This is a genomic window from Methylobacterium sp. TK31 (assembly GCF_055361545.1).
Genome location: NZ_CM143964.1, coordinates 2,986,629 through 3,009,096 on the forward strand (window position 1 = coordinate 2,986,629; position 22,468 = coordinate 3,009,096).

Consider the following 22,468-nt stretch of genomic DNA (forward strand, 5'->3'; position numbering starts at 1 on the left):
CAAGGGGATTTAGCGCAAGCCAAGGTCGCTCGCAATCGACATGCGTGCCCCGCAATCGCCTCAAACGGCTTTTTGTGGCCACGCTTTCAAGCCGGCAATCCAAGTCCCGCCGTCGTCAGCGCCTCGCCCTGGCGGGCTTCGAGGTCCGAGAGGGAGAAACGATCGATCTCGGCCTCAAACAACCGATGGTAGTTCAACTCCGAGCGAAGGTGGAGGAACACGGCGCCGAGCCCGACCGCAGCGCGGTCCATGAACACGAATTCCTGCGGGATCGTGACCGGGCCGCGCGCCTTGAGAGCTTGGTGCACTTCGAAGGCCTGGCGACGGCCGTACTCACCGGGCTTGACGCCATCGGCCACGGTTCGGGTCCGATCCTCGAGGATCGGTCCATAGATGAAGCGCGCCCAGATGTTGAGGATCTCGACGAGCTCTTTGTTCAGGTTCTTAAAACCCCAGGTCTCGTAAGCGTGCACGATCCGAGCGTTGTCGTTGTCGAGGAGACCCCGGTACAGGTCGACGACGCCGCCGACGAAACGCGGATGGAAGATGCGGACGCAGCCATAATCAAGCAGGTTGATACCCTGTGCTTCACCGCCTTCCGAGAAGACCGTGTAGTTTCCGAGGTGGGGATCGCCGTGGATGACCGCGGCGCGGCTGAATGGATGCCACCAAGCCTTGAACATCGACTGCGCCAACCGGTTGCGGATCTCAACCGGCGCATCGGCAAAATCCAGGATCCGCTGGCCTTCGAGCCAGCCGAGCGTCAGCAGGCGTTTCGTCGAGAGATCCTTGTGGATGGCGGGGACCCGTACCGCGTCGACGTCGCGTAAAACGTTGCCGTAGAGGACAGCGTGCTTGGCTTCGCGCTCATAATCGAGCTCCTCCCGCACCCGGGCGCCGATTTCCTTGGCGATCTCGCGGGTGTCGAGCCAGGACGAGAGCCGACGGTGCAACGCGAAGGCCACTTCGAGCTGCTTCAGGTCGGCCTCCACCGCCGACTGCATATCGGGATACTGGAGCTTGCAGGCGAGGTGCGTACCATCCTGCGCCGTGGCGCGATGGACCTGTCCGAGGGACGCCGCCGCAGCGGGCTTCAGGTCGAAGCTCTGAAAGCGGCGCTGCCAATCTGTTCCGAGCTCGGCCATCATGCGGCGCTTCACGAAGGCCGCCCCCATCGGCGGCGCATCGGCCTGAAGCTTCTGAAGTTCGGTGGCGTATTCCGGCGGCAGCAGATCCGGCACCGTGGCCAGTAGCTGCGCGACCTTCATGATCGGACCTTTCAGGCCACCGAGGGCTTGCGCCAGGGCCGCCGCGTTGGTCGGTGCTTCCTTACTGCCGAACAGCTTGGCGCCGGCCATCCGCGCCGCCACCCCGCCGACATTGGCGCCGACGCGGGCATAGCGGCTGGCTCTGGCGGAGAAGCGGTTGGCTTCACGATCGGTGTCGGCCATTGGGATCAATCAACTCGTCGGGAAAAGCTTTTCCCGAGATAAGCGCAGCCGCGTCGCCTGCCAGGGCAGCGGGCTCATGGGTCGCGGCTCGACGGCCTGGATTCCAGCCAATCCTCACGTGTCCGCTGCGTGAACACAGTCTGGATCAAATTCACGAGCTGCGCCACCGGATGATCACCAAGGCTTAGGATCTCCCGCAGGAAAACCAGTGTGCACGATCCGAGGACGCGATCGATGCCAGCGGAACAGCGCACGGTCTATTCTATATAGGAGCAGCGGCATTCGCGATGCTTGAATGCATATGCCGCTACCAATCAAGCGACGATTCAGTCTTCTCAACCCGATGATATTTTCTCGAAAAGGCATCGTCTCGTTCTACGGATTCGACCTGAAGATCGCTATAGGACTTCGTCGCCCGCCAATCTAACCGAATCTCTTGGCTTCTCGACTTCGAGTTCAATGGCGTACCACCTTGCATTGCACAGAATGTTAAATGCAAGGTGGTCATGACAAAGGTGCCTACGTGGCCTCCATCGACTCCAATTCGACGATCATACCCTCGATCATCGACAAGCCGATCTGCCAGAAGCCCGGGTCTCGGGCGTCGAGACCGAAGGGAGCAAGAAGTTCACCGTAGGGCTTGGCGCCGCCGGCCGAAAGCAGCGCGAAGTAGCGATCGACGAACCCATCCTCGGCCTTCGCGTAGACGCCGTAGAGCGAATTCACCAGGCAATCACCGAAGGCATAGGCGTAGACGTAGAATGGCGAGTGGATGAAGTGCGGGATATACGCCCAGAACGGTTCATAACCCGTGTCGAGCGCGATCGCCGGCCCCAGGCTCTCCGCCTGTACCGACATCCAGAGACCGTTGATCTGCTCAGCCGTCAACTCACCCTGTGCGCGGGCAAGGTGAACTTTTCGCTCGAAGGCATAGAACGCGATTTGACGCACGACCGTGTTGATCATGTCCTCGACCTTCGCCGCCAGCATGGCGCGGCGCTGGCTCGGGTTCGCGGTCGCAGCTAGCAGGCGGCGGAAGGTCAGCATTTCGCCGAACACGCTGGCGGTCTCGGCCAGGGTCAGGGGCGTCGGCGCCATCAAGGCCCCGTTCGAGGCAGCGAGCACCTGATGCACCCCGTGGCCGAGTTCATGCGCGAGAGTCATCACATCGCGCGGTTTCCCCTGGTAGTTGACCAGAACGTAGGGATGGGCGGAGGGCACGGTCGGGTGCGCGAAGGCGCCGGGCGCCTTGCCGGGCCGGGTCGGCGCATCGATCCAGTTGCGGTCGAAGAACGTCCGGGCGATGTCGGCCATGCGGGGCGAGAAGGCCCGGTAGGCATCGAGAACGGTATCGCGCGCCTCGCTCCAGGAGATGGTACGCTGGTCGACCTTCGGCAACGGCGCGTTGCGGTCCCAATACGGTAACGTGTCGCGACCGAACCACTTCGCTTTCAGACGATAATAGCGATGCGACAGGCGTGGATACGCCGCCTGGACAGCCTCGACCATGGCGGCGACTACCTCAGGCTCGACGCGGTTCGAGAGGTGGCGCGCGTCGGCCACGTCCTTGAAGCCGCGCCAGCGATCGGAAATTTCCTTGTCCTTCGCGAGCGTGTTGGTGATCAGCGTGAAGGTGCGCAGGTTGGCACGAAAGACTTCGCTGAGAGCGCCCGCCGCCTCGTGGCGGATGGCACCGTCCGGATCCTGAAGCTTGTTGAGGGTCGGCTCCAGGGTGAGTTGCTCGCCTTGAACGGAGAAGCGCAGTGAGGCGATGGTGCCGTCGAACAGGCGGTTCCAGGCCGAGCGCCCAGTCACGGACTTCTCGAGGAAGAGCTTCTCGGTCCGGTCGTCGAGCTGGAACGGCTTCTCTCGCCGCAGGTCTTCGATCCAAGGCGCGTAATGGGCGAGCGGGCCGGCTGTCATCGCCCGATCCATCGCTGCATCGGGGATGCGGTTGAGCTCGAGGGCGAAGAACAGCAAGTGGCTGGAGGCCGTGGTCAGGCGCTCCTGGGTGTCGCCGTAGAATTTCTCGCGTAGTTCGTCGGTGGTGTCGCCGGAATAGACCAGGCCCGCGAAGGACATCAGACGGCCGAGTAGATCCTCGATCCCTTCATAAGCTGCTATCGCCTCGGCAAGTTCGACCGGGGCCTCGGGTCCTTCGGCGATCACCTGAAGACGTCCGGCATAGCGCTCGGAGAACTCGGCGCATGCGCTTTCCGCCCGTGCGAGATCGGCTGTGAAATCCGGAGAATCGATCCCCGCGTAGAGGTCCGTCAGATCCCATTCCGGCAACGCCCCGAGATCGGCCGCGTGCGCGGCGGCCCTGGCGGCACTGGCCCCTTCGGCATTCGCGACGATGCCCGAACGAGTGGCATGGGCGACGGCTCGGCTCGACATGATGGTCTCGTTCCCTCTCGGCCCGGTGAGTGCCGTGCGCGGTGATATCGAGTGCAGGGGCCGTCCGATCAATCCGAAACCGGCAGAAACCTGAGGGCCGAGACGGTTTGTCAGGGGACTGGCGAGCCGCCCTCACGACGCGAGATCGCCGCCGTCGGAAAAGTCGGATCGTCGTTAAGCGCGGCTTTACGCTCTTGGGCCACCCTGCGGTTCGAAACGAAACACGCCAGCGAAGATGGCGCTCGGACGACTCCCCGTCGCCGGCCACCCTGCGCTTGCGAATAGCGAGGCTGCCCCATGTCGACAACGGTCCTGATCGTCGACGATGATCCCGTGCAGCGCCGCCTCGCCGAGGCGATGGTCCGCCGTCTCGGCTTCGAAGCAAAGGTGGCCGAAAGCGGCGAGCAGGGCCTCGAAACGCTTCGGTCCGGCGATGCGGTCGACGTGGTGCTCCTCGACCTCGTCATGCCCGGCGGCCTCGACGGCCTCGGCGTGATGGCCGAGATGCGAAAGACCGGCCTCGACGTTCCGGTGATCGTGCAAACCTCGAACGGCTCGATCGACGCCGTCGTCACGGCGATGCGGGCCGGGGCCACCGACTTCGTAGTCAAACCCGCCGGGGCCGAGCGCCTCCAGGTCTCGATCAAGAACGCTCTGAAGGTCGATCAGCTCGAGGAGGAAGTCCGGCGCATGCGTCGGCGCGCCTCCGGCGCCCTCACCTTCAAGGACCTGACATCTCGCAGCCCGGACATGGAGCGCGTGATCCGCCTCGCAGAACGGTCGGCCAAATCGAACATCCCCGTGCTCATCGAGGGTGAATCCGGCGTCGGCAAGGAAGTGCTGGCCCGGGCGATCCAGGGGTCCGGCGACCGGCGCGGAAAGGCCTTCGTCACCGTCAATTGCGGGGCGATTCCCGACAACCTCGTCGAATCTACCCTGTTCGGCCACGAGAAAGGCGCGTTCACCGGGGCGACCGAGCGACATGTCGGCAAGTTCGTGGAGGCCTCGGGCGGAACGCTCTTCCTCGACGAAATCGGTGAGTTGCCCCTCGACGCGCAGGTCAAGCTCCTGCGTGCCCTGCAGGAAGGCGAGGTCGACCCGGTCGGCGGCAAGCGCAGCGTGCGCGTGGACATCCGTCTGATCTCGGCGACGAACCGTTCGCTCCTCGACCTCGTGAAGCAGGGCCGATTTCGCGAAGATCTCTATTACCGCCTCAACGTCTTCCCCATGACCCTGCCGCCCTTGCGCGCCCGCCGGGAGGATATTCCGGATCTGGTTCGATCGTTCTGCGCGCGCTTCGCCGCCGAGGAGGGCAAGAAGGTCCGGGCCATCACGCCCGAGGCGATGGCGCTGCTGACCCGCTACGGTTGGCCCGGCAATGTCCGCCAGTTGGAGAACGCACTGTTTCGCGCGGTCGTGCTGGCGGATGGGGACGAGCTCACCGTCTCCGAATTCCCCCAAATCGCCGCGCAGGTCGAAGGCTTCGACATCCGCATCCCCGCCGCACCCGTTCAGCCGATGGTCCAGGGCGGCGCGCCCGAGCCGGTGCGCGAGATCGTCCGAGTGGAAGTGCGCGACCCGCACGCCATGAGTCTCGTCGCCGAGGAAACCGGTGAGATGAAGACCATGGAGGGGCTGGAGGCGGAGATCATCCGCTTCGCGCTTCAGTTCTATCGCGGCCGGATGTCGGAAGTGTCGCGCCGCCTCGGAATTGGCCGATCCACCCTCTATCGCAAGCTCAAGGACCTCGGGCTCGCGGACGAGGAAAAGGCCGACGAGGCCGCCGCCTGACGAATACCCCGTGGAAAGCGTGCGATTGCGCACGCGCCCGCATGATCCGATTATCCTAGTCCCATCGGCCGGAATGGTCGGTTCCGAGGAGTTGCCACCATGGGCGTTTTGCGCTCTGCCTCCGTCGCGCTGTCCGCCCTCCTGGCAGGCTGCGTCGGCTACGGGGCTCACGCCCAGGTCTCCGACGGGCGAACGCCTGATCCGGCTCCCGAGGTCCGAAGCCCTCGAGTCCAGCCCACACCGGCTCAAGAGACACCGGTCTCGGGCCCCGTCATGCATAGGGCCTCGGTCGATCCGGCTGCACCTGAGCCGGCCAAGCCCGACCCTTCAGCGACCGGCGTCAATGGGAGCGTGCCGATCTCGGCTCCGGCGGCGGACGCGAACCCATCCACGGCGGGAACATCGCCCACCACCGAGGCGACGGCACCGCCGCCCCTGCCGACAGATCCGCAGGCCGCGGCCATCGCCGCGCGGCTGGCCGATCCGGCTCCTCTCCTGGCAAGGCTCTCGACGAAGGACCGAGAGGCGATCCAGGCCTTCTATGCGCTCGGCGCCTTCAGACCGGTCTGGATTGTCGACGGAGCCCTGACCCCCGCGGCGAAGTCTGCCGCCGCGCGTCTGGCCGCCGCTGGCGAGGACGGGTTGGCCGCCTCGGCCTATCCCGTACCGGTCCTCGGCACACAGAGGGCTACCGAGTCCCAGATCGCCGAGGCGGATCTCAAGCTTTCGGCCGCCGTGGTACTCTATGCCCGCGACGCACGGGGTGGCCGCGTCCATCTCGCCAGCCTGTCGCGCCTGATCACGCCAGCCCTCGACCTGCCGGCGCCGGACGCCGTCCTCTCTCGCGTCGCCTTGGGTGGGCCAACTGCCGGATCCCTGCTCCAAGGCTACAATCCGGCCCAGCCCGGCTATCTCGCCCTGAAGGCACGTCTCGCGACACTGCGTGGGCATGGGCAGGTTCTCTCCGCACCCAGCGTGCAACTGCCTCCTGGGCCGGTACTGAAGCTCGGCATGACTGACCCGCGAGTTCCGACCCTGCGCAGCCGCTTCGGCCTGGAGGCCCGGACGGCTGGCACTCTCGATGCAGCACCGGGCGATCCAGATTTCTACGATGCCGGCGTAGTCGCAGCGGTGACGGCCTTCCAGCGTTCGCGGGGCCTGCCCGCTAACGGCGCCCTGACCGTGCAGACGGTCGCCGCCCTTGCCCGGCCAGAGGCCGCAACGCGCACCGACGACGCGGAAGCTGCACTCCTTGTCAATATGGAGCGTTGGCGCTGGCTACCGTCGGACCTCGGTCGCGACTACGTCATGGTCAACATCCCCGAGTTCCGCGTGCGGGTGATCCGAGATGGACGTCAGCGCGACGAGGCAAGGGTCATCGTCGGCAAGACCGAATCCCCGACCCCGATCTTCTCGGGTATGATGGAATACGCCGTCGTCAATCCGTCTTGGAATGTACCGCCGTCGATCCTGAAGAACGAGTTCCTGCCCGGGCTCGCTCGCGACCCGAACTATGCCGCGCGCCGCGGCTACGAGGTAGTCTACCGCAACGGAAACGTATCGGTGCGCCAGCCGCCAGGCGAGCGCAACGCCCTCGGTTTCATCAAGTTTATGTTCCCGAACAACCACGCGGTCTATTTGCACGACACGCCCAACCGCAGTCTGTTCTCGTCCGCCCATCGTGCGCTCAGCCATGGCTGCGTGCGCGTCGAGGACCCGTTCCGATTCGCTGACGCGGTCCTGCCGGAGGCGTGGTCGAGCGAGCGCCTGAAGAAGCTCATCGGCAAGGGCGAACGCCAGATCCGGCTGACCGAGAAGCTCCCGGTCCATCTCGCCTACTTCACGACCTCGGTCGATGAAGCTGGAATGGTCCGCACGCTGCCCGACCTCTACGGCTACGATTCGCGCATGAAGGTCGCTCTTGGCCTCAGCCCGGGCAGCCTCCTCGTGGCCCGCGGGACGGACGGCAAGACGCCCGATTCCCGGCGCGGAACGCAGAAGAAGCCGGCGGTGACGGCGCGAACTGGCCCGGCCCTGAATGGTACGCCGAAGCCGGTGGTCGAGGCCCGGCGCCAGCGGGTACGTGAGGTGAATTCCGAAGGCGTGACGGCGGCCCGCGCCGCCGTCCGTCCGCCCGCCGATTTTGGAGAGCCCGACCTTTGGACGCCGCGTCAGACCCGTCCCTCAAACGGGTGGTGGTAAGACCAGCGACGCATGACGATCGCCGCCGCGCTCTCCACAAGGGAGTCTGGAGAATCGTCAGAGCTTTCCATTCGACTTGTCTGAAAAGTCTCACCGAAAGGAAGAAAATCTCTCCAGTGCGGCCGCGCACATCGCGGCACGATTTTGCCACGGTTCAGACTTAGCCATTCGCTCGACGAGCGGCGACGCGCCGAGGACCCGATAACCGGACGTTTACGGTTTTCGGCAACCTTGCGTTCACCATGATCCGTGCACCGCGCGCGATTGGGTAGAGGGTGAGACCACGGTGGGTAAGCTTCTGCGACACGACCGTTCGGTGCTGCACCTTTCCGTTTCGAAGCGAGCCGGGCGCCTTATCGGCGTCGCCGTCAGCTTCGGACTCGCCCTGGTCGTTGGAACGCGCGGCACCCAGGATGCCGTCGCCAACGGTGACACCCGCACGATCTCGATCTACCACACGCACACCAAGGAAAGCTTGACCGTCACGTTCAAGCGCGACGGGCGCTATGACCGGGCGGCTCTCGAGCAGTTGAATTGGCTCCTGCGCGACTGGCGCGTCGATGAGCCGATCAAGATGGATCCCCGGCTGTTCGACACGGTCTGGGAGGCCTACCGTTCGGTAGGCTCGCAGGAGCCGATCAACGTCGTCTCCGCCTATCGCTCACCCGGAACCAACGCGATGCTGCGGCGCCGGTCGAGAATGGTCGCCGAGTACAGCCAGCATATGCTCGGCAAGGCCATGGACTTTTATCTGCCGGACATCTCGATCGATCAGATTCGCGCGGTCGGCATGCGGATGCAGCGCGGCGGCGTCGGCTGGTATCCGCGCTCGAATTCGCCCTTCGTGCACCTCGATGTCGGCTCGGTCCGGTCCTGGCCGCGCATGACGCACGACCAGCTGGCCCGCCTGTTCCCGGACGGCAAAACCGTTCACCTACCCTCCGACAATCGCCCCCTCCCCGGCTACGAACTGGCCCGCGCCGAGATTCTTTCGCGCGGCGGCACCGTTCTCGGTGTTACGGAATTGGCGCAGATGGACGAGGATGACGGCCCGAGCATCAAGGGCTTCTTCGCCAGCCTGTTCGGCGGCGGACGTGCCCAGGAAACGGCACCGCCGATTCAGGTGGCCACCAAGGCGCCCGAGCGGACGCGGGGCAAGCCGACACCAGTCGTCGTCGCCAGCGCCGATCCGGAGGATCCGGTCGGCGCCCGCGCCGCCCTCGCTTACGCGGCTCCTGCCAGCGACGAGGCGCTCAAGGGTAATCTCCTTCGCCGTGACGGACGCGATGCACAGAGCCTGCTGACAGGCGAAACACCGGTCACGGCCGGGACGCCGGCTCCCGAGGCGGCCGTCTTGGCCGCCCTGCCTCTCCCGCCCCGGCGCCCGGCGGAATTCGCGGCCGTCACCGCCGCACTGACGATGCCCCTGCCGCCGCCACGGCCCGCTGTGCAGGTCGCCGGCCTCGGCATGGCAGGCATGGTAAACCTGGCTCCGGTCACGACGCAGACACCCGCCCGCGCAGCCCTCGTCCCGGCGAATGCCGACTCACGCACCCAGCTTCGTGCCCTCTTTGCTGCGGCGGCCGCGGACGCCGAACCAGCGAGCCGCGCCGCCCCAGTGAAGCTCGCCAATGCCAAGGCGAAGCTCGACGGGGCTCCGGGTGCTATCGTCACGCCGCCAGCCGGCGTCGCGACACGCTTCTCGGCACGTAGCCCCGGCGACGACTTGGCCGCCTCTCGCTTCAGCGGAGCCGCCGCACGGGTCACGCCCGGCACTCGCTGACATCGACCATCCCTGAAGAGGCACCACCTGTGCCCATCAGGCAACTTGGTACGTCGCCTCTCCGCTTGCCGCCTGCACTGCCAATCCCGTTGGAGGCCTGGCCCCTGAGCCAATGTTTCTCACAGAAAACTTTGCCCTAGATCGGCCACCTGCGAATCACAAATTGACCTCTAATAGGCGAACGAAGTGTACTTCCACCTGCGAAGCGGTTTTAGTTCACGCAATCGGCATCGCTAGAGACATGTTCGGGTCGTAGTTCTCAAGTTCAATACGACAAGTCAGGAGTGTTTCATTTCGTCGGGAAGTCCCGACAAATTCATTTTTAAGCAACCTGAGATTGTATATGTGTTTTGTCGATTTTCTAGACCTGAGCTCACCTCGAATGCGATGTTCAGTCAAAGAAGGGTGACTAGCGACTAACCGGCCACTCGATTTCGTGCCGAAAATTTTTTGCGAACGCCCCTGTTTTAGTCCGCATGAAGAACGACGAGGCTTCGCACCGACTGAATATCCCGATCATCGGCGGGCGGGATACGTAATCTGTCTTGTGAGAAAGCTGCGCAGATCCCCCAAATGGGGTATGCGGCCGACCCGTCATTTCAAGGAGAAAAGCGAACCCAGGCACTGGGAGAATCCGGCAATCAATCGATGAGGACCGCAATGGCTTCAGGTCTGAAGGGAGGCGGTTCGTGATGTTTACGATCAGCGCAAGCTGCCTGCTGGCCGGTACCGCGCTGGCAGCGGCGGCTCAGAATATTCCTCATCGACGCGCTGCGCTCGAATGGGCCGGCGGCACCCTGGTGATCGCAGGCCTGGGACTCTTGGGTGCGGGACTGCGGCTGTTTCGGTGAGAGCTGAGCTCATGCCGAGCCGGAGGCCATTCAGGGTTTCGGATCCGGTGGAGGCGGGATCTGCACCATCAGTGCCCTAGATGGGCAGCATGATCCTCTCGCATCCCGCTCGCTTCTGGCCAGCCGCCCTTCTGATGCTTGTCCTCTCAAGCATGGTGCCAGCCGCGGCCGACGCGCCGGCCCTGATGCTCGTCGGTTTGGACGGCAAGACCTTCTTCGAACCGGATGGCAGTCGGAATGGACCGAACGGCGAGGACGCGGTCGGGATCATCGATGTCACCGATGAGGCCCAGCCCCGCCTCGTCCAGACTCTGCCGCTCGACAATTCGGTCTACGGTCCGCCGACCAATCTCCGGATCACGCCCGACGGCAAGGTCGGCTTGGTCGCGAGCTCGGTCCTAATGCACCGAGAAGGAACGGCTTGGTACGCCCGGGCCGACGACCGGCTCCACGTCATCGATCTGCAAGCGAGCCCGGCCCGCCTCGTCGAGACAGTGAGGATCGGGCCTCAGCCGTCTGGTCTCGCGATCTCGAAGGCCGGTGACCTCGCCCTCGTGGCGAACCGTGAGGGACGCAGCGTGACGGCCCTCACGATCCGAGGCATGGAGGTAAGGCCTGTCGCAACGATCGATGTCGGCGACGAAGCGGCGGCGGTTGCTTTCGCGCCCGACGGACGACGCGCCCTCGTGGCGAAGAATAAGGTTGGGCGCATCGGTATACTGGCGATCGATGGGCCGCAGATACGCTACGAGCACGATCTCGACATGCCGGTGGGCCCCGGCGTGTATGGACTCGACCTGACACCCGATGGCTCTCTCGCTCTGACCGGTAATACCGGACCGGAGCCGAGCGATGGTCACGCCGATACGGTAAGTGTGATCCGAGTTGACGGCCCTCGCCCCCGCGTCATCGATCATCTGGGCATCGGTGACACCCCCGAAGCCTTGGCGATCGCACCCGATGGACGTCATGCGGCCGTCTCCGTGGTCCGAGGCTCAAGTGCACCGCACAGAAGTCCGGCCTACACGCCCACCGGCGCGGTCGCCCTGTTGGCGATTTCCCCCGACGGTGTCCGTCTCGTTTCGACGGCCGAGGCGGGTGCGGTCACCCAGGGCATCGCGTTCAGTCCGTCCGGGGCCTTCGTCTACGTCGGAAACTACGTCGACCGTAACCTGGGCGTCTACCGCGTCGCCGGCGACAGTCTCATCGACACGGGCAACCGGCTGGCGCTGCCGGGCCAGCCTGCCTCTCTGGCAGGACGCTAAGATCGCCATGCTGGCCGACCGCGCATCAGCGCAGCATCCTGCCGGCGCCGACATGGCATCCGGGCAACCGCCGCGGAGTATCCACTATGTCGGTTTTCGCGACGATCGATATTGGAATGCGTATCGGGTTTTCGGCGGACCGCGGGTCATTCACCGCCGCTGGGATTTCTATGCGACCCGCGACGTTGGCCCGGACGACGTCGTGATCTTCGCCAACGGTGACGAGACGCAGGCGATCGCCGCCCGCAATGCAACGGATCTCGACGAGCGCTGGCTCTGAGACGAGACGAAACAGCCTGCAGCAGGGCTGGCGAGGCGGATCGTCTACACCGCCGAAGCCCCGCGCCAGAGACGGACACAGAGCTTCGGCATGGCATGAAGTAACCGATCAGGCAGCCTGCTTGCGGCCCTTGGCCTTCGGCTGCACATCCTCGTCCTCGTTGCGGTTCGCGACCTGGCCAAGCCCAATCGACTTCGCGAGTTCCGAGCGCATCGCTGCGTAGGATGGAGCGACCATGGGATAATCGGCCGGGAGGCCATAGCGCTGGCGGTAGCTGTGCGGATCGAGGCCGTGGCTGCTCAAGTGCCGCTTCAGCGTCTTGTAGCTCTTGCCGTCGAGGAAGCTCACGATGCCGTCCGGCATCACCGACTTGCGGATCTGCGCAGCAGTCGGCTTCTCAGGCGCGATCTCTTCGGTCGGCTGCGCAACGCCGCCGACCAGACCGTTGAGGGCAGCATGAACGCTGCGGATCAGGTCCGGGAGATCGGTGGTTCGGACTGGGTTGTTCGACACGTAGGCCGCTACGATATCGGCCGCGAGATCGACGAAGTCGGTCGTTTGAATTTCGGTGCTTTCGGACATGCGTAGTTTTCTTTTCCCTGTGCCCCCAAGGCAGCAGATCGCGCATCTGTCGATATTTATCAAGCGGCATTGGGCAGTTTGGCCAAAGAACATGCCAGACATGCGCATCACAGATAAGAGATGTCCACAACAGAGACGCTTCATCCGGAAGCGTACTGCCTATTATTGCTTCTGTGGTCGAGCGAGCCTGCGCGCACAACCATCCGGGCGCGATTGATAGACCCAGCGTTGTCCGTAGTCCCCTTCCAAAGGTCGCGACGGGCGATCCATGTGGCGGTATATGACGCGACGGGTCGAAGCGCACCTCCGTGCGGGAGCGGCGCTACTCACCGGTCTGAACCCTGATCCGGCGCGAAATTCTCCGCCTCAGTCTGACGTTCCGCCTGATGGCGTCCGAGCCAGAGGCTGTTCAGAAGCCAGGCCAGTGACAGCGGCACCGCCGTGATCGCAACGGCGGTCGAGCCGAGGCCAAGGGACGCGATTCCAGCGAAGGACCAAGCTCCGACCTGATCGCCAACACGGTAGACCACCGTGTCGATGAAGTTCTTCGCCTTGTAGCGATCCTCCCGCGGCACGACGGTGAAAAGAACCTCGCGGATCGGGCGCGCGATGGCGAAGTTGCCCGCCCGGCGTAGGACTTGAAACACCACGATGGCGGCGATCGTCGGCGAGACGGCGAGGGCCGCGAAGCCGAGGATGCTGGCTGCCGGCAGCAGGGCGAGGCTTGGCCCGACGCCGATGCGCCGAACGATCCGTCCGGTCAGGAAGAATTGCACCCCAAGAGTGAGCACGTTCACGAGCAGGTCGACGCTGGCAAAGAAGGCCGTTTGCGCTCCGCGGTCGGGGAAGCTGCGCTTGGCGATGCCGGCCTGCTCGAAATACAGGAAGGTCGAGGTGATGGAGAACAGCAGCAGGAAGAGGCCGATGTTGAGGAGGTAGGGCGACCGAAAGGTCCGCGTGATGCCCGCGAAGGCGCTGCCGCCGATGGCTTCGGCGGGCGCGGGGTCGCTGGCAGCGGGCACCTGACGCAGCCGGTCCGACAGCCGCGCGAGGCCGCGCATGCTGAAGACCGCCACCTCAAGCAGCAGGGCTGCTCCGATCAGGAGTGCCCAGGTCGGCCCGTCCCGGGCGAGGGTCGCCGTGGTGGCTGAGCCCGCGATGGCACCGAGGGTCGCCCCAGCGGCGATGAAACCGAACAGGCGCTTGCCCTGCTCCGTCGAGAAGACGTCGACGATCGTCGCCCAGAACACCGAGACCACGAACAGGTTGAAGATCGACAAGCAGATGAAAAAGGCCCGGCCGATCCAGACGTCACCCTCCGGCCCTACCAAGTAGAGGCCTGCCGCGAAGACAAGGATGTTGGCGGCGAAGAATCGATAGGTCAGCGGCACGAAGCGTGCCCGTGGCAGGGTCTTCACCAGCCAGGCAAAAGGCACGTTGAGAGCCAGCATCCCCACCAGCGTGCCCGTGAAGAGCCAGGGCAGGTTCTCGATGCCCCCGGCCACTCCCATCTGGTCGCGGATCGGGCGCAGGACGTAGTAGGCCGCTAGGATCGAGAAGATGTAGGCCCATGACCAGGCGAGCGCCGGAGCCTCACCCGATCGCACGTCGACGAGGCGCCCGAGCCAGATCCCAGCACGGTGCCCCGCCGACGTTTCGGACGAGGAGCCAGCGGAGATTTCATCGCTCAAGGCGTGACACCGAGCCGAGTCCGCAGATCAGGGGCCGTCAGTTCGAGGCCGAAGCCGGGCGTGCCCATGGCGAAGGTGTCAGCCTTGGCGAGCGGCCCGACCACCACCGGATCGAAGCCCGCATCGGTGACGAGCCTCGATACGGCTGCGACGGCTTGCGTGTCGTCACCCGCGAGAGGGATCGCCATTCGACCGCCTTCGCGGTAAGCGTTGTTGGCGAACAGCTTGTAATTGGCGGCGTTGAAGGCCCGCACGATGCGAGCGCCAGCCAGATACTTGGCAGACACTGCGGCGATGCCGCTGGCCTGGACTTCGGCGTAGATCTCACCGTCGCGGGCCTGGGTCGCGTTGCCGGCATCGATGACGATCTTGCCTTTCAGAGCGTTGCCGTGCTCCTGCGCGATTTGGGGATACGCCTTATAGGGGACGGCGACGAGCACGATCTCGCCGAAGGCGATCGCCTCGGCCGGAGTCCCGGCGCGGGCCTTGGGTCCGAGTCGCTCAACCAAGCCTTTCAGTTCCTCCGGGTGCCGGGAGGAGAGCATGACCGGATGACCGGCCTTGATCCAGAGGCTGCCGAGGGTACCCCCGATGTTGCCGGCGCCGATGATGCCGATACGCGCCGGCTCGGACACCGCCTGCGCCCAGGCCGGTCCGGCAAGGGTCACCGCCAGGGTCGCACCAGCGGCGAGGATGAGGATCGCGCGGCGTGTCTGGGGTTCAGAGTGCATCGACCAAGGCCTCCATGCGGCTGCGCTGCGCGGCATCGGGCAGGCGACCCCGGGCGGCACCGAGGTTGTCCTCGACATAGGTCGCCTTTGCCATGCCCGGGATCGGGCAGGTGACGGCTTCGTGCCCGAGGACGTACTTCAGAAAGAATTGCGGCCAGCTCGCGCAATCGAACTCGGCGGCCCAGGGCGGCAGTGGCCGCCCCTGCACAGCTTTGAACAAGCGATCACGCCCGAAGGGCACGTTGACCATCACGGCCATGCCGCCCTCCTTCGCCAACGGGAGGATGCGCGCGGCTGCGCTGCGATCGTCGAGAGCGTAATTCACCTGGATGAAGTCCAGGGTCTCGCGCGTCATTAAGGCTTCGAGATCCGTGAATTGGCTGTCACGCCAGACCGTCGCACCGAGATAGCGGATCTTCCCCTGTGCTTTCAGCTCGCGCAGGGTCGCAAGGTTTCCGCCAGGATCGATCAGGTTGTGCACGGCGATGAGATCGATCACCGGCGTCCTCATGCGTTCGAACGAACGCGCAATCTCCGCTGCTCCGGCCTTACGGCCCGGAGTTCCGACCTTACTGCAGAGGAAGACCTTCTCGCGCAGACCATCTTGCTCGAGAATCATGCCGAGCACGTCCTCGGCCGTGCCATAGCTCGGTGCGGTGTCGATTACCGACCCACCGAGGGCGACAAACCGTTGCACGGCCTCGCGCAGCGGCGCGATCTTCTCCGCCGTCGGCTCGACCTCATAGCGCCGCGATGTGCCGATACCGATCGCCGGCAAGCTTTCGCCGGACGAAGGAATCGGCCGGCGCAGCAATTCGACAGCTCGAAGCGTGTCGGCCATCGTGGAGTGTCCGAGCAACGTTGTCGACAGAGGTAGCAGTCCGGCGCCAGCCAGGAATGTGCGTCGAGAGGGAGGCATCGATCCTGGACTCCGGAGAAAGCAAGCCTTGAGGACATCTAGGGCTGCGACATCGACTTCGACATGTCGGCTGCAGTCGACCTCCAATTTTTCCCGAGGAGGACGCAGAGCAAATTTCCGATGCGCCGAAACCTCGCCTGAATCGCTCCAGCGGATTTGCCCCTGGCGGTAACTTCCTGATGCCGGAGGCGACCGAGGATCCGCTTCGTCGAGCGGGAAACACCCTCCCAGCTTCGTCTCCACGAGAAGCGTCACGCATCGACTTAGAATCGGGATCAGGCACCGTTCGATTCACATGCCGTGCGATGCCGCACGTCTCAAGACTTGAGCAAGCGCCTGCGCGATGAGCGATCCGACAACTGAATTTAGCTCGACAATAATCGCTTAAGCATGCGGCTTAACGCTCGGTAAGCAACCCGGACCTACGAATGAATAATAGCCAATTTTACCGTTCTCCGGGATAGTCCGATGACGATCTACTTCGTGGACGCATCTTCATCAGCAGCGAGCGACAAGAATAGCGGTCGGTCGGTTGATACTCCATTCGCCAGTCTCGATGCGGTCAACAAGCTGAAGCTCCAGGCCGGCGACACGGTCGCGTTCAAGGCGGGCACCGCCTACACGGTGTCGATGCCGGGCACCGGCGCATTGACAATCGGTGCATCCGGCACCGCAGACAAACCCATCACCTTCACCACCTATGGTGTGGGTCCGGCCGCGGTCATCAGCAATACCGCCACGGGGTATTCGGACGGCATCAACATCGCCAACTCGAAATATATCGTGATCGATAGCTTGAACATCGGTGCGGCCGGACAAGGCGGCATCAATGTCATGAAGACATCAAGCAACGTAACGATCCGGAATGTAGAGGCTAGCAACGTCGGCCAAGGCGTCATGCTCAACGGCACGAACAATCTTGTGACGCAGAGCTATTTTCATGATCTGAAAATGGTGAAGAATACGCCCGACGTTAAAGACGACGACTACGGTGCGGTCGGCGTTCTGATCGGAAACAGCAACAACGAAGTTTCTTACAATCGGGTCGTCAATGGAAAGGCTCCAAGCTACGATTATAAATACGACGGCGGTGGCATCGAGTTGTTCGGCACTATGGACAACGTCAAAATCCACTACAACTGGGTCGAAAACAGTGTTGGTTTCATTGAAGCCGGCGGCTTCAAAAGTGCGCTGACGAATATTTCGATCACCAACAACGTAAGCCTGAACAACAATGGCTTTCTCGTGTTCCATAACGGCGGCGGAGGGTTCGCGAGCACTTTCGCCAACGTGGATGTGAGCCACAACTCCATCGCCGAGCAGAACAACAGCACCAAGCAGATGGCGAGTGTCTTTTTGGACTCGGCTTACCAGCCCGGCCAAATCTCATTCCACGACAATGCCATGTATCTCAATACCGGCGACTCGTTCTTCAAGCAGACCGGCGACTATCATTACAACAACGTTTTTTACATGCCTTCTTCGGCGACCCATCTTTACAACAATTGGAACATGAATCTGAATACTGGAGAAAAGTTTTCGACGCTCAAACTGACCGACGGTGAGTCGATCATTCAGTCGTTGTCATCGCAGTCCGGAGGTGCAGGGGCGGCGCTGGTGACAGCGAGTCAGGTCGGCTTGACCGCGACCACGTCCCCGACGCCGGTCGTGTCTCTGGCTCCTGGCGCGAATGCACAAACCACGATTCCCGCCACGGGGCCGACGATCGAGGACACACATTCGATCTTTCGCTTCTTCGACACGAAGACGGGCGATCATTTTTACACGACGAGCCAAATTGAGAAGCAGCAGATCCAGAGCACGATGCCAACTTTCAATTATGAGGGAAGTCCGTGGAGCACGCCAGACAAGGGCGCCGGCACGCACGACGTCTTCCGGTTTCTCGAGACAAAGACAGGAACCCACTTCCTTACCGACAGCGTGTCGGAACGCGACCAGCTGATCACGTCGGGATCGAGCTATCACTACGAAGGCGTCGCATTCCAGGCTTACGACAATGCGAGCGGCGCCGGGCACATCACCCTAGAGCGATTCTACAACAAGATCTCCGGCCTGCATCACTTCGCAGGAAACGCCGAGGAAGCTGCCGGCATCAATAACGGCGCGGCGGGCGCCGGCTGGGTCGACGAAGGCAAGGCCTTCACCGTCCACGTCCCGTCCGACACCTTGCTGTTCGCCTGATAGGCAGGCGACGCAACCGCCAGTCGTCAGATTTAGGTTCAACGCCGTGCACGGAAGGTTCCTCTTTCGACATCGAGCGCTTTCATTCGCGACGCCAGGGTCGTCGGCTTGAGGCCGAGCATCTCGGCCGCGCCGCCCGGTCCGAAGACTTTGCCTCCGGCCTGGGCCAGAGCCGCCTCGATCTCGGCTCGTTCCCGGGCACGTCGCTCGAGCTCTGTCAGGGGCATCGGCATCGGCGAGGCCGGGGCAATGGCCTCCCGGCTCCGAGGCGACGGATCGACGTCCGGCAGATCGAGATGGAGCCGCCCGCGCACCGCGAGGATCGCTCCACGCTCGATCACGTTCTCCAGTTCCCGAACGTTGCCCGGCCAGGGATAGCGGGTGAGGCGACGGACATCGCCTTCCGTGAGACGCGGCTCGGCGATGTTCAGGCGCCGAGCCGCCCCCTTCAGGAAGTGGTGCGCGATCAGCGGAATGTCCTCGGGCCGCTCACGCAGAGGGCTGGCGGCGATCGGGAAGACGTTCAGGCGGAAATACAAGTCCTCGCGGAAGCGACCGCGCCGCACCTCTTCTCGTAGGTCGCGGTTCGTCGCTGCGATCAGCCGAACGTCGACCGCGCGGGTACGCTCCTCGCCTACCCGTTCGAACGAACGCTCCTGCAGCACCCGCAGCAGCTTACCCTGGAGGTCGAGGGGGATTTCGCCGACCTCGTCGAGGAACAGCGTGCCACCATCGGCGAGCTCGAAACGTCCGACCCGGTCGCGGACGGCACCCGTGAAGGCACCTTTCGCGTGGCCGAAAAACTCGCTCTCGAAGAGTTCGCGGGGCACGGCGGCACAGTTCACACGAATGAGCGGGCGGTTGCAGCGGCGACTCGCCTCGTGGATCGCACGAGCGATCAACTCCTTGCCGGTCCCGGATTCTCCGATGACGAGGACGGTGGCCTCAGTGCCGGCCACGACGTCGATCTGCCGCAGCGTGGCCTCGATGGCCGGTGAGCGGCCGATGATGCCCTGGTGGTGGCTCTCAAGCCGGATTTCTTCCTTGAGGTAGGCATTCTCGAGTTCCAGGCGCTCTCGCAGCGAATCGACCTCCGCGAGCGCTTGGCGAAGACGTTCGTCGGCCTCACGTCGGGGACCGATATCGCGAAAGACGATGACGGCCCCGAGGAGTTGGCCTCGGTCGCGGATCGGGGTCGAGGTGTATTCCACGGGAAAGGCGGTGCCGTCGCGCCTCCAGAACACCTCTGTGTCGACCTGATGGACCACGCCGTCGCGAAACGCGGCGTAGATCGGGCAGTCGCAATGTTGGTAATGCGCCCCGTCCGAATGGGTGTGGTGGACAGCGGCATGCATGTCCCGGCCGACCAGCTCGGCGGCGGACCAGCCGAGCATCCGTTCGGCGGCCGGGTTGACGAAGGTGGTTACCCCCTCGGCGTTGACCCCGTAGATGCCCTCCCCCGCCGCACGGAGGATCAATTGGTTCTCGCGCTCGATATCGCGAAAGATCCGCTCCATCCGCTGCCACTCGGACAGGCCAGCCCGCATGTGAGCGTCCGCCTCGGCGTCGACGTGGCGCTGACGGCGCGCGTCTAGGTCGGTCAGGGTCACCAGCATCAGCGGCGGGGCACTCGTCAGCGGCGAACCGGCATATTCGAGTCGCAGAGACTTCCCTGCCCCGTGGCGCGGGTTGAGCGCATGCGTCCACCACTGGCCCTTCGCCTCGACGCCCTGGGTGAACACGATCAGGGTGGGACGCTGCCCCGGGTGCAGGGCGCTCGCGAGCATGCCCCTGAGGGATGAACGGGGATAGCCGAGCAAATCCGCGGCGGCGGTGTTGGCCTCGACGATTCGGTCCGCCAGCGGGTCCAGGACCAACATCGCCTCGCGGCTTTCTTCGAAAGCGATACCGAATTCGGGGCTTTGACGCAGATCAGCACCCATGCCACCCCTCGATCACGAAATCTCGTTGTAATAGCTACGATATACCGTAGATCACGATATCTCGTGAATGTCGACGTCCTTGCTAAGTCATTGCGTTTCATCACCTAATTTTATTTCTAGATTGGCACACCGCTTGCGAAGCTGGAAACACTTCGAGACGGTGAGGCAGCCATGGCCCTGTTCGACAATCCCTTCGACGCGTCCCATCGCCTGAGTCGAGGCGGCTGCTCGTGCGGCTCGCACAGATCGCAGGGTGAACACGACGCAGCCGTACCGGGCGCGGATGCCACGATCGAACGCGTCGTCGAAGGCACGGTGATGCGGGCGCTGTTCCCGCACGATGCGGAGCGGCGCGCTTTCCTGCGCAGCGTCGGCGCCGCAACGGCGCTCGCCGCCATCGGCCAGTTCCTGCCGACCCGCCTCATCACCGAGGCCTTCGCCGAGGGCGCCAAGCCGGAGAAGACCGACCTGAAGATCGGTTTCATCCCGATCACCTGCGCCACGCCGATCATCATGGCCAAGCCCATGGGCTTCTACGAAAAGCAGGGTCTCAACGTCGATGTGGTGAAGACCGCCGGCTGGGCGGTGATCCGCGACAAGACCCTGAACCGCGAATACGACGCCGCGCACATGCTGGCGCCGATGCCGATCGCGATCTCCCTCGGCGTCGGCTCGAACCCGCAGCCGTACACGATGCCGGCGGTGGAGAACGTCAACGGCCAGGCCATCACCCTGGCCATGAAGCACAAGGACCGGCGCGACCCGAAAGATTGGAAAGGCTTCAAACTCGCGGTGCCGTTCGACTACTCGATGCACAATTATCTGCTGCGTTACTACTTGGCCGAGGCCGGGATCGACCCCGACACCGATGTACAGATCCGCGCCGTGCCGCCGCCCGAGATGGTCGCGAACCTTCGGGCCGACAACATCGACGGCTTCCTCGCCCCCGATCCGGTGAATCAGCGCGCGGTCTATGACGGCGTCGGCTTTATCCACCTCCTGTCGAAGGAGATCTGGGACCGGCATCCCTGCTGCGCCTTCGCCGCGTCGCAGGACTTCGTCACCCAGACCCCGAACACCTACGCGGCGCTGCTGCGGGCAATCATCGAGGCCACGACCTACGCGTCGAAGCCCGAGAACCGGAAGGAGATCGCCGTGCAGATCGCACCGGCCAACTACCTCAACCAGCCCGTGACGGTGGTGGAGCAGGTCCTGACCGGGACCTTCGCGGACGGGCTCGGCACCGTGCGCAAGGTGCCGGATCGCGTCGATTTCGACGCCTTCCCGTGGCAGTCGTTCGCGGTCTGGATCATGACCCAGATGCAGCGCTGGGGTCAGATCAAGGGCGACGTCGATTATGCGGCCGTCGCGGCCAAGGTCTACCTCGCCACCGATGCCGCCAAGCTGATGAAGCAGAACGGCCTCACCCCACCCGAGACCACAACGAAGACCTTCGTGGTCATGGGCAAGACCTTCGACCCGGCCAAGCCGAAGGAATATCTCGACTCCTTCAAGATCCGGCGGGCGGGCTGAGCCATGGCCGCCAGCCTCTCCATCCGCGCCGGCCTCGTCTCTCTGGCCCTGCTCCTCGCCTTCCTGCTCACATGGCAGATTGCAGTCGGGGGTACGTCCAAGACCGAAACGATGGACCCTGAATACGCCGCCCTGATGGGGCAGAGCGCCACCACCGGCAAGTCGGCCATGCCCGGCCCCCTCGATGTCGGCGCTACCCTGTGGAAACACCTTAAGGACCCGTTCTATGACCGTGGTCCCAACGACAAGGGCCTCGGTATCCAGCTCGCCTATTCCATCGGCCGCGTGGCGCTCGGCTACGGCCTCGCCGTGCTGGTGGCGATCCCGATCGGCTTCCTCATCGGGATGTCGCCCCTGATGAGTCGGGCGCTCGATCCCTTCATTCAGCTCCTGAAGCCGGTCTCGCCACTCGCCTGGATGCCGCTCGCCCTCTACACCATCAAGGATTCCGGTCTCTCGGCGATCTTCGTGATCTTCATCTGCTCGCTCTGGCCGATGCTGATCAACACCGCCTTCGGGGTCGCCGGCACTCGGCGCGAGTGGCTCAACGTCGCCCGCACCCTGGAGGTCGGCCCGTTCCGCCGGGCCGTCACGGTGATCCTGCCGGCCGCCGCGCCAACCATCCTTACCGGCATGCGCATCTCCATTGGTATCGCCTGGCTCGTCATCGTAGCGGCGGAGATGCTCGTGGGCGGCACCGGTATCGGCTACTTCGTTTGGAACGAGTGGAACAACCTCTCGATCACCAATGTGATCACCTCGATCCTGGTCATCGGCCTCGTTGGCATGATCCTCGACCAGTTACTGGCCCGCGCGCAGGCGCTCGTCACCTTTCCGGAGTGAGCGC

16 protein-coding genes are annotated in these 22,468 nt (G+C 64.0%); 9 read left to right on the forward strand and 7 right to left on the reverse strand.

Annotated features, from left to right (window positions below; all coding sequences use genetic code 11):
- Positions 1-86: 86 nt before the first annotated feature.
- Positions 87-1,451 carry an ABC1 kinase family protein gene (locus tag ACXJY8_RS13850; protein WP_463769791.1) on the reverse strand — a complete coding sequence of 455 codons (1,365 nt, stop codon included), beginning with the start codon at positions 1,449-1,451 and terminating at the stop codon, positions 87-89.
- A 519-nt stretch (positions 1,452-1,970) separates the two neighbouring features.
- Entirely contained in the window at positions 1,971-3,848 is a 1,878-nt protein-coding gene (locus ACXJY8_RS13855; protein ID WP_463769793.1) for a M3 family oligoendopeptidase, read from the reverse strand.
- A gap of 297 nt (positions 3,849-4,145) precedes the next feature.
- Between ACXJY8_RS13855 and ACXJY8_RS13860 the strand changes: the two genes are divergently transcribed.
- From ACXJY8_RS13860 to ACXJY8_RS13885, 6 genes are all read left to right on the forward strand, one after another.
- Complete coding sequence (locus ACXJY8_RS13860) at positions 4,146-5,639, forward strand: sigma-54-dependent transcriptional regulator (protein WP_463769795.1); 1,494 nt, start codon at positions 4,146-4,148, stop codon at positions 5,637-5,639.
- Positions 5,640-5,738: 99 nt separating this feature from the next.
- Complete coding sequence (locus ACXJY8_RS13865) at positions 5,739-7,841, forward strand: L,D-transpeptidase family protein (protein WP_463769797.1); 2,103 nt, start codon at positions 5,739-5,741, stop codon at positions 7,839-7,841.
- A gap of 286 nt (positions 7,842-8,127) precedes the next feature.
- The gene (locus ACXJY8_RS13870; protein WP_463769799.1) at positions 8,128-9,624 is read left to right on the forward strand and encodes a peptidoglycan L,D-endopeptidase MepK; all 1,497 of its coding nucleotides are present in this window, start codon (positions 8,128-8,130) and stop codon (positions 9,622-9,624) included.
- 692 nt (positions 9,625-10,316) lie between these two features.
- Positions 10,317-10,475 (forward strand): hypothetical protein, encoded by a 159-nt coding sequence (locus ACXJY8_RS13875; RefSeq protein WP_463769801.1) that lies wholly within the window; start codon positions 10,317-10,319, stop codon positions 10,473-10,475.
- An 80-nt stretch (positions 10,476-10,555) separates the two neighbouring features.
- Positions 10,556-11,740 carry a YncE family protein gene (locus ACXJY8_RS13880; protein WP_463769803.1) on the forward strand — a complete coding sequence of 395 codons (1,185 nt, stop codon included), beginning with the start codon at positions 10,556-10,558 and terminating at the stop codon, positions 11,738-11,740.
- Between the two features lie 7 nt (positions 11,741-11,747).
- Positions 11,748-12,020: a hypothetical protein gene (locus ACXJY8_RS13885; protein ID WP_463769805.1), complete on the forward strand. Its 273-nt coding sequence runs from the start codon at positions 11,748-11,750 to the stop codon at positions 12,018-12,020.
- Between the two features lie 108 nt (positions 12,021-12,128).
- On the opposite strand, the gene ACXJY8_RS13890 is transcribed toward ACXJY8_RS13885, so the two are convergent.
- The 4 genes from ACXJY8_RS13890 to ACXJY8_RS13905 form a co-directional block, all read right to left on the reverse strand.
- Positions 12,129-12,602, reverse strand: a complete 474-nt coding sequence (locus ACXJY8_RS13890; RefSeq protein WP_463769807.1) for a Ros/MucR family transcriptional regulator — start codon at positions 12,600-12,602, stop codon at positions 12,129-12,131.
- Between the two features lie 326 nt (positions 12,603-12,928).
- Complete coding sequence (locus tag ACXJY8_RS13895; protein ID WP_463780622.1) at positions 12,929-14,281, reverse strand: NTP/NDP exchange transporter; 1,353 nt, start codon at positions 14,279-14,281, stop codon at positions 12,929-12,931.
- Between the two features lie 8 nt (positions 14,282-14,289).
- Positions 14,290-15,024 (reverse strand): NADPH-dependent F420 reductase, encoded by a 735-nt coding sequence (locus ACXJY8_RS13900; RefSeq protein ID WP_463780625.1) that lies wholly within the window; start codon positions 15,022-15,024, stop codon positions 14,290-14,292.
- Positions 15,014-15,943, reverse strand: a complete 930-nt coding sequence (locus ACXJY8_RS13905) for an aldo/keto reductase (protein ID WP_463769809.1) — start codon at positions 15,941-15,943, stop codon at positions 15,014-15,016. The genes ACXJY8_RS13900 and ACXJY8_RS13905 overlap by 11 nt, the downstream gene beginning before the upstream one ends.
- Before the next feature lie 468 nt (positions 15,944-16,411).
- Here ACXJY8_RS13905 and ACXJY8_RS13910 point away from each other — a divergent pair, with 468 nt between their 5' ends.
- Positions 16,412-18,145 (forward strand): right-handed parallel beta-helix repeat-containing protein, encoded by a 1,734-nt coding sequence (locus tag ACXJY8_RS13910; protein ID WP_463769811.1) that lies wholly within the window; start codon positions 16,412-16,414, stop codon positions 18,143-18,145.
- 38 nt (positions 18,146-18,183) lie between these two features.
- Here ACXJY8_RS13910 and ACXJY8_RS13915 read toward each other — a convergent pair whose 3' ends face one another.
- Complete coding sequence (locus ACXJY8_RS13915; RefSeq protein WP_463769813.1) at positions 18,184-20,088, reverse strand: sigma 54-interacting transcriptional regulator; 1,905 nt, start codon at positions 20,086-20,088, stop codon at positions 18,184-18,186.
- 171 nt (positions 20,089-20,259) lie between these two features.
- On the opposite strand from ACXJY8_RS13915, the gene ACXJY8_RS13920 reads away from it, so the two are divergent.
- On the forward strand, positions 20,260-21,621 hold the full coding sequence (locus tag ACXJY8_RS13920; RefSeq protein ID WP_463769816.1) for a CmpA/NrtA family ABC transporter substrate-binding protein: 1,362 nt from the start codon (positions 20,260-20,262) through the stop codon (positions 21,619-21,621).
- A gap of 3 nt (positions 21,622-21,624) precedes the next feature.
- Positions 21,625-22,464: a nitrate ABC transporter permease gene (gene ntrB / locus ACXJY8_RS13925; RefSeq protein WP_463769818.1), complete on the forward strand. Its 840-nt coding sequence runs from the start codon at positions 21,625-21,627 to the stop codon at positions 22,462-22,464.
- Positions 22,465-22,468: the final 4 nt, after the last annotated feature.

Excerpts from the sequence above, each read along its gene's own strand:
- ACXJY8_RS13850 (WP_463769791.1), bottom strand. The coding sequence starts at position 1,451 with ATGGCCGACACCGATCGTGAAGCCAACCGCTTCTCCGCCAGAGCCAGC.
- ACXJY8_RS13855 (WP_463769793.1), bottom strand. The coding sequence starts at position 3,848 with ATGTCGAGCCGAGCCGTCGCCCATGCCACTCGTTCGGGCATCGTCGCG.
- ACXJY8_RS13860 (WP_463769795.1), top strand. The coding sequence starts at position 4,146 with ATGTCGACAACGGTCCTGATCGTCGACGATGATCCCGTGCAGCGCCGC.
- ACXJY8_RS13865 (WP_463769797.1), top strand. The coding sequence starts at position 5,739 with ATGGGCGTTTTGCGCTCTGCCTCCGTCGCGCTGTCCGCCCTCCTGGCA.
- ACXJY8_RS13875 (WP_463769801.1), top strand. The coding sequence starts at position 10,317 with ATGTTTACGATCAGCGCAAGCTGCCTGCTGGCCGGTACCGCGCTGGCA.
- ACXJY8_RS13880 (WP_463769803.1), top strand. The coding sequence starts at position 10,556 with ATGGGCAGCATGATCCTCTCGCATCCCGCTCGCTTCTGGCCAGCCGCC.
- ACXJY8_RS13885 (WP_463769805.1), top strand. The coding sequence starts at position 11,748 with ATGCTGGCCGACCGCGCATCAGCGCAGCATCCTGCCGGCGCCGACATG.
- ACXJY8_RS13890 (WP_463769807.1), bottom strand. The coding sequence starts at position 12,602 with ATGTCCGAAAGCACCGAAATTCAAACGACCGACTTCGTCGATCTCGCG.
- ACXJY8_RS13900 (WP_463780625.1), bottom strand. The coding sequence starts at position 15,024 with ATGCACTCTGAACCCCAGACACGCCGCGCGATCCTCATCCTCGCCGCT.
- ACXJY8_RS13905 (WP_463769809.1), bottom strand. The coding sequence starts at position 15,943 with ATGCCTCCCTCTCGACGCACATTCCTGGCTGGCGCCGGACTGCTACCT.
- ACXJY8_RS13910 (WP_463769811.1), top strand. The coding sequence starts at position 16,412 with ATGACGATCTACTTCGTGGACGCATCTTCATCAGCAGCGAGCGACAAG.
- ACXJY8_RS13915 (WP_463769813.1), bottom strand. The coding sequence starts at position 20,088 with ATGGGTGCTGATCTGCGTCAAAGCCCCGAATTCGGTATCGCTTTCGAA.
- ACXJY8_RS13920 (WP_463769816.1), top strand. The coding sequence starts at position 20,260 with ATGGCCCTGTTCGACAATCCCTTCGACGCGTCCCATCGCCTGAGTCGA.
- ntrB (WP_463769818.1), top strand. The coding sequence starts at position 21,625 with ATGGCCGCCAGCCTCTCCATCCGCGCCGGCCTCGTCTCTCTGGCCCTG.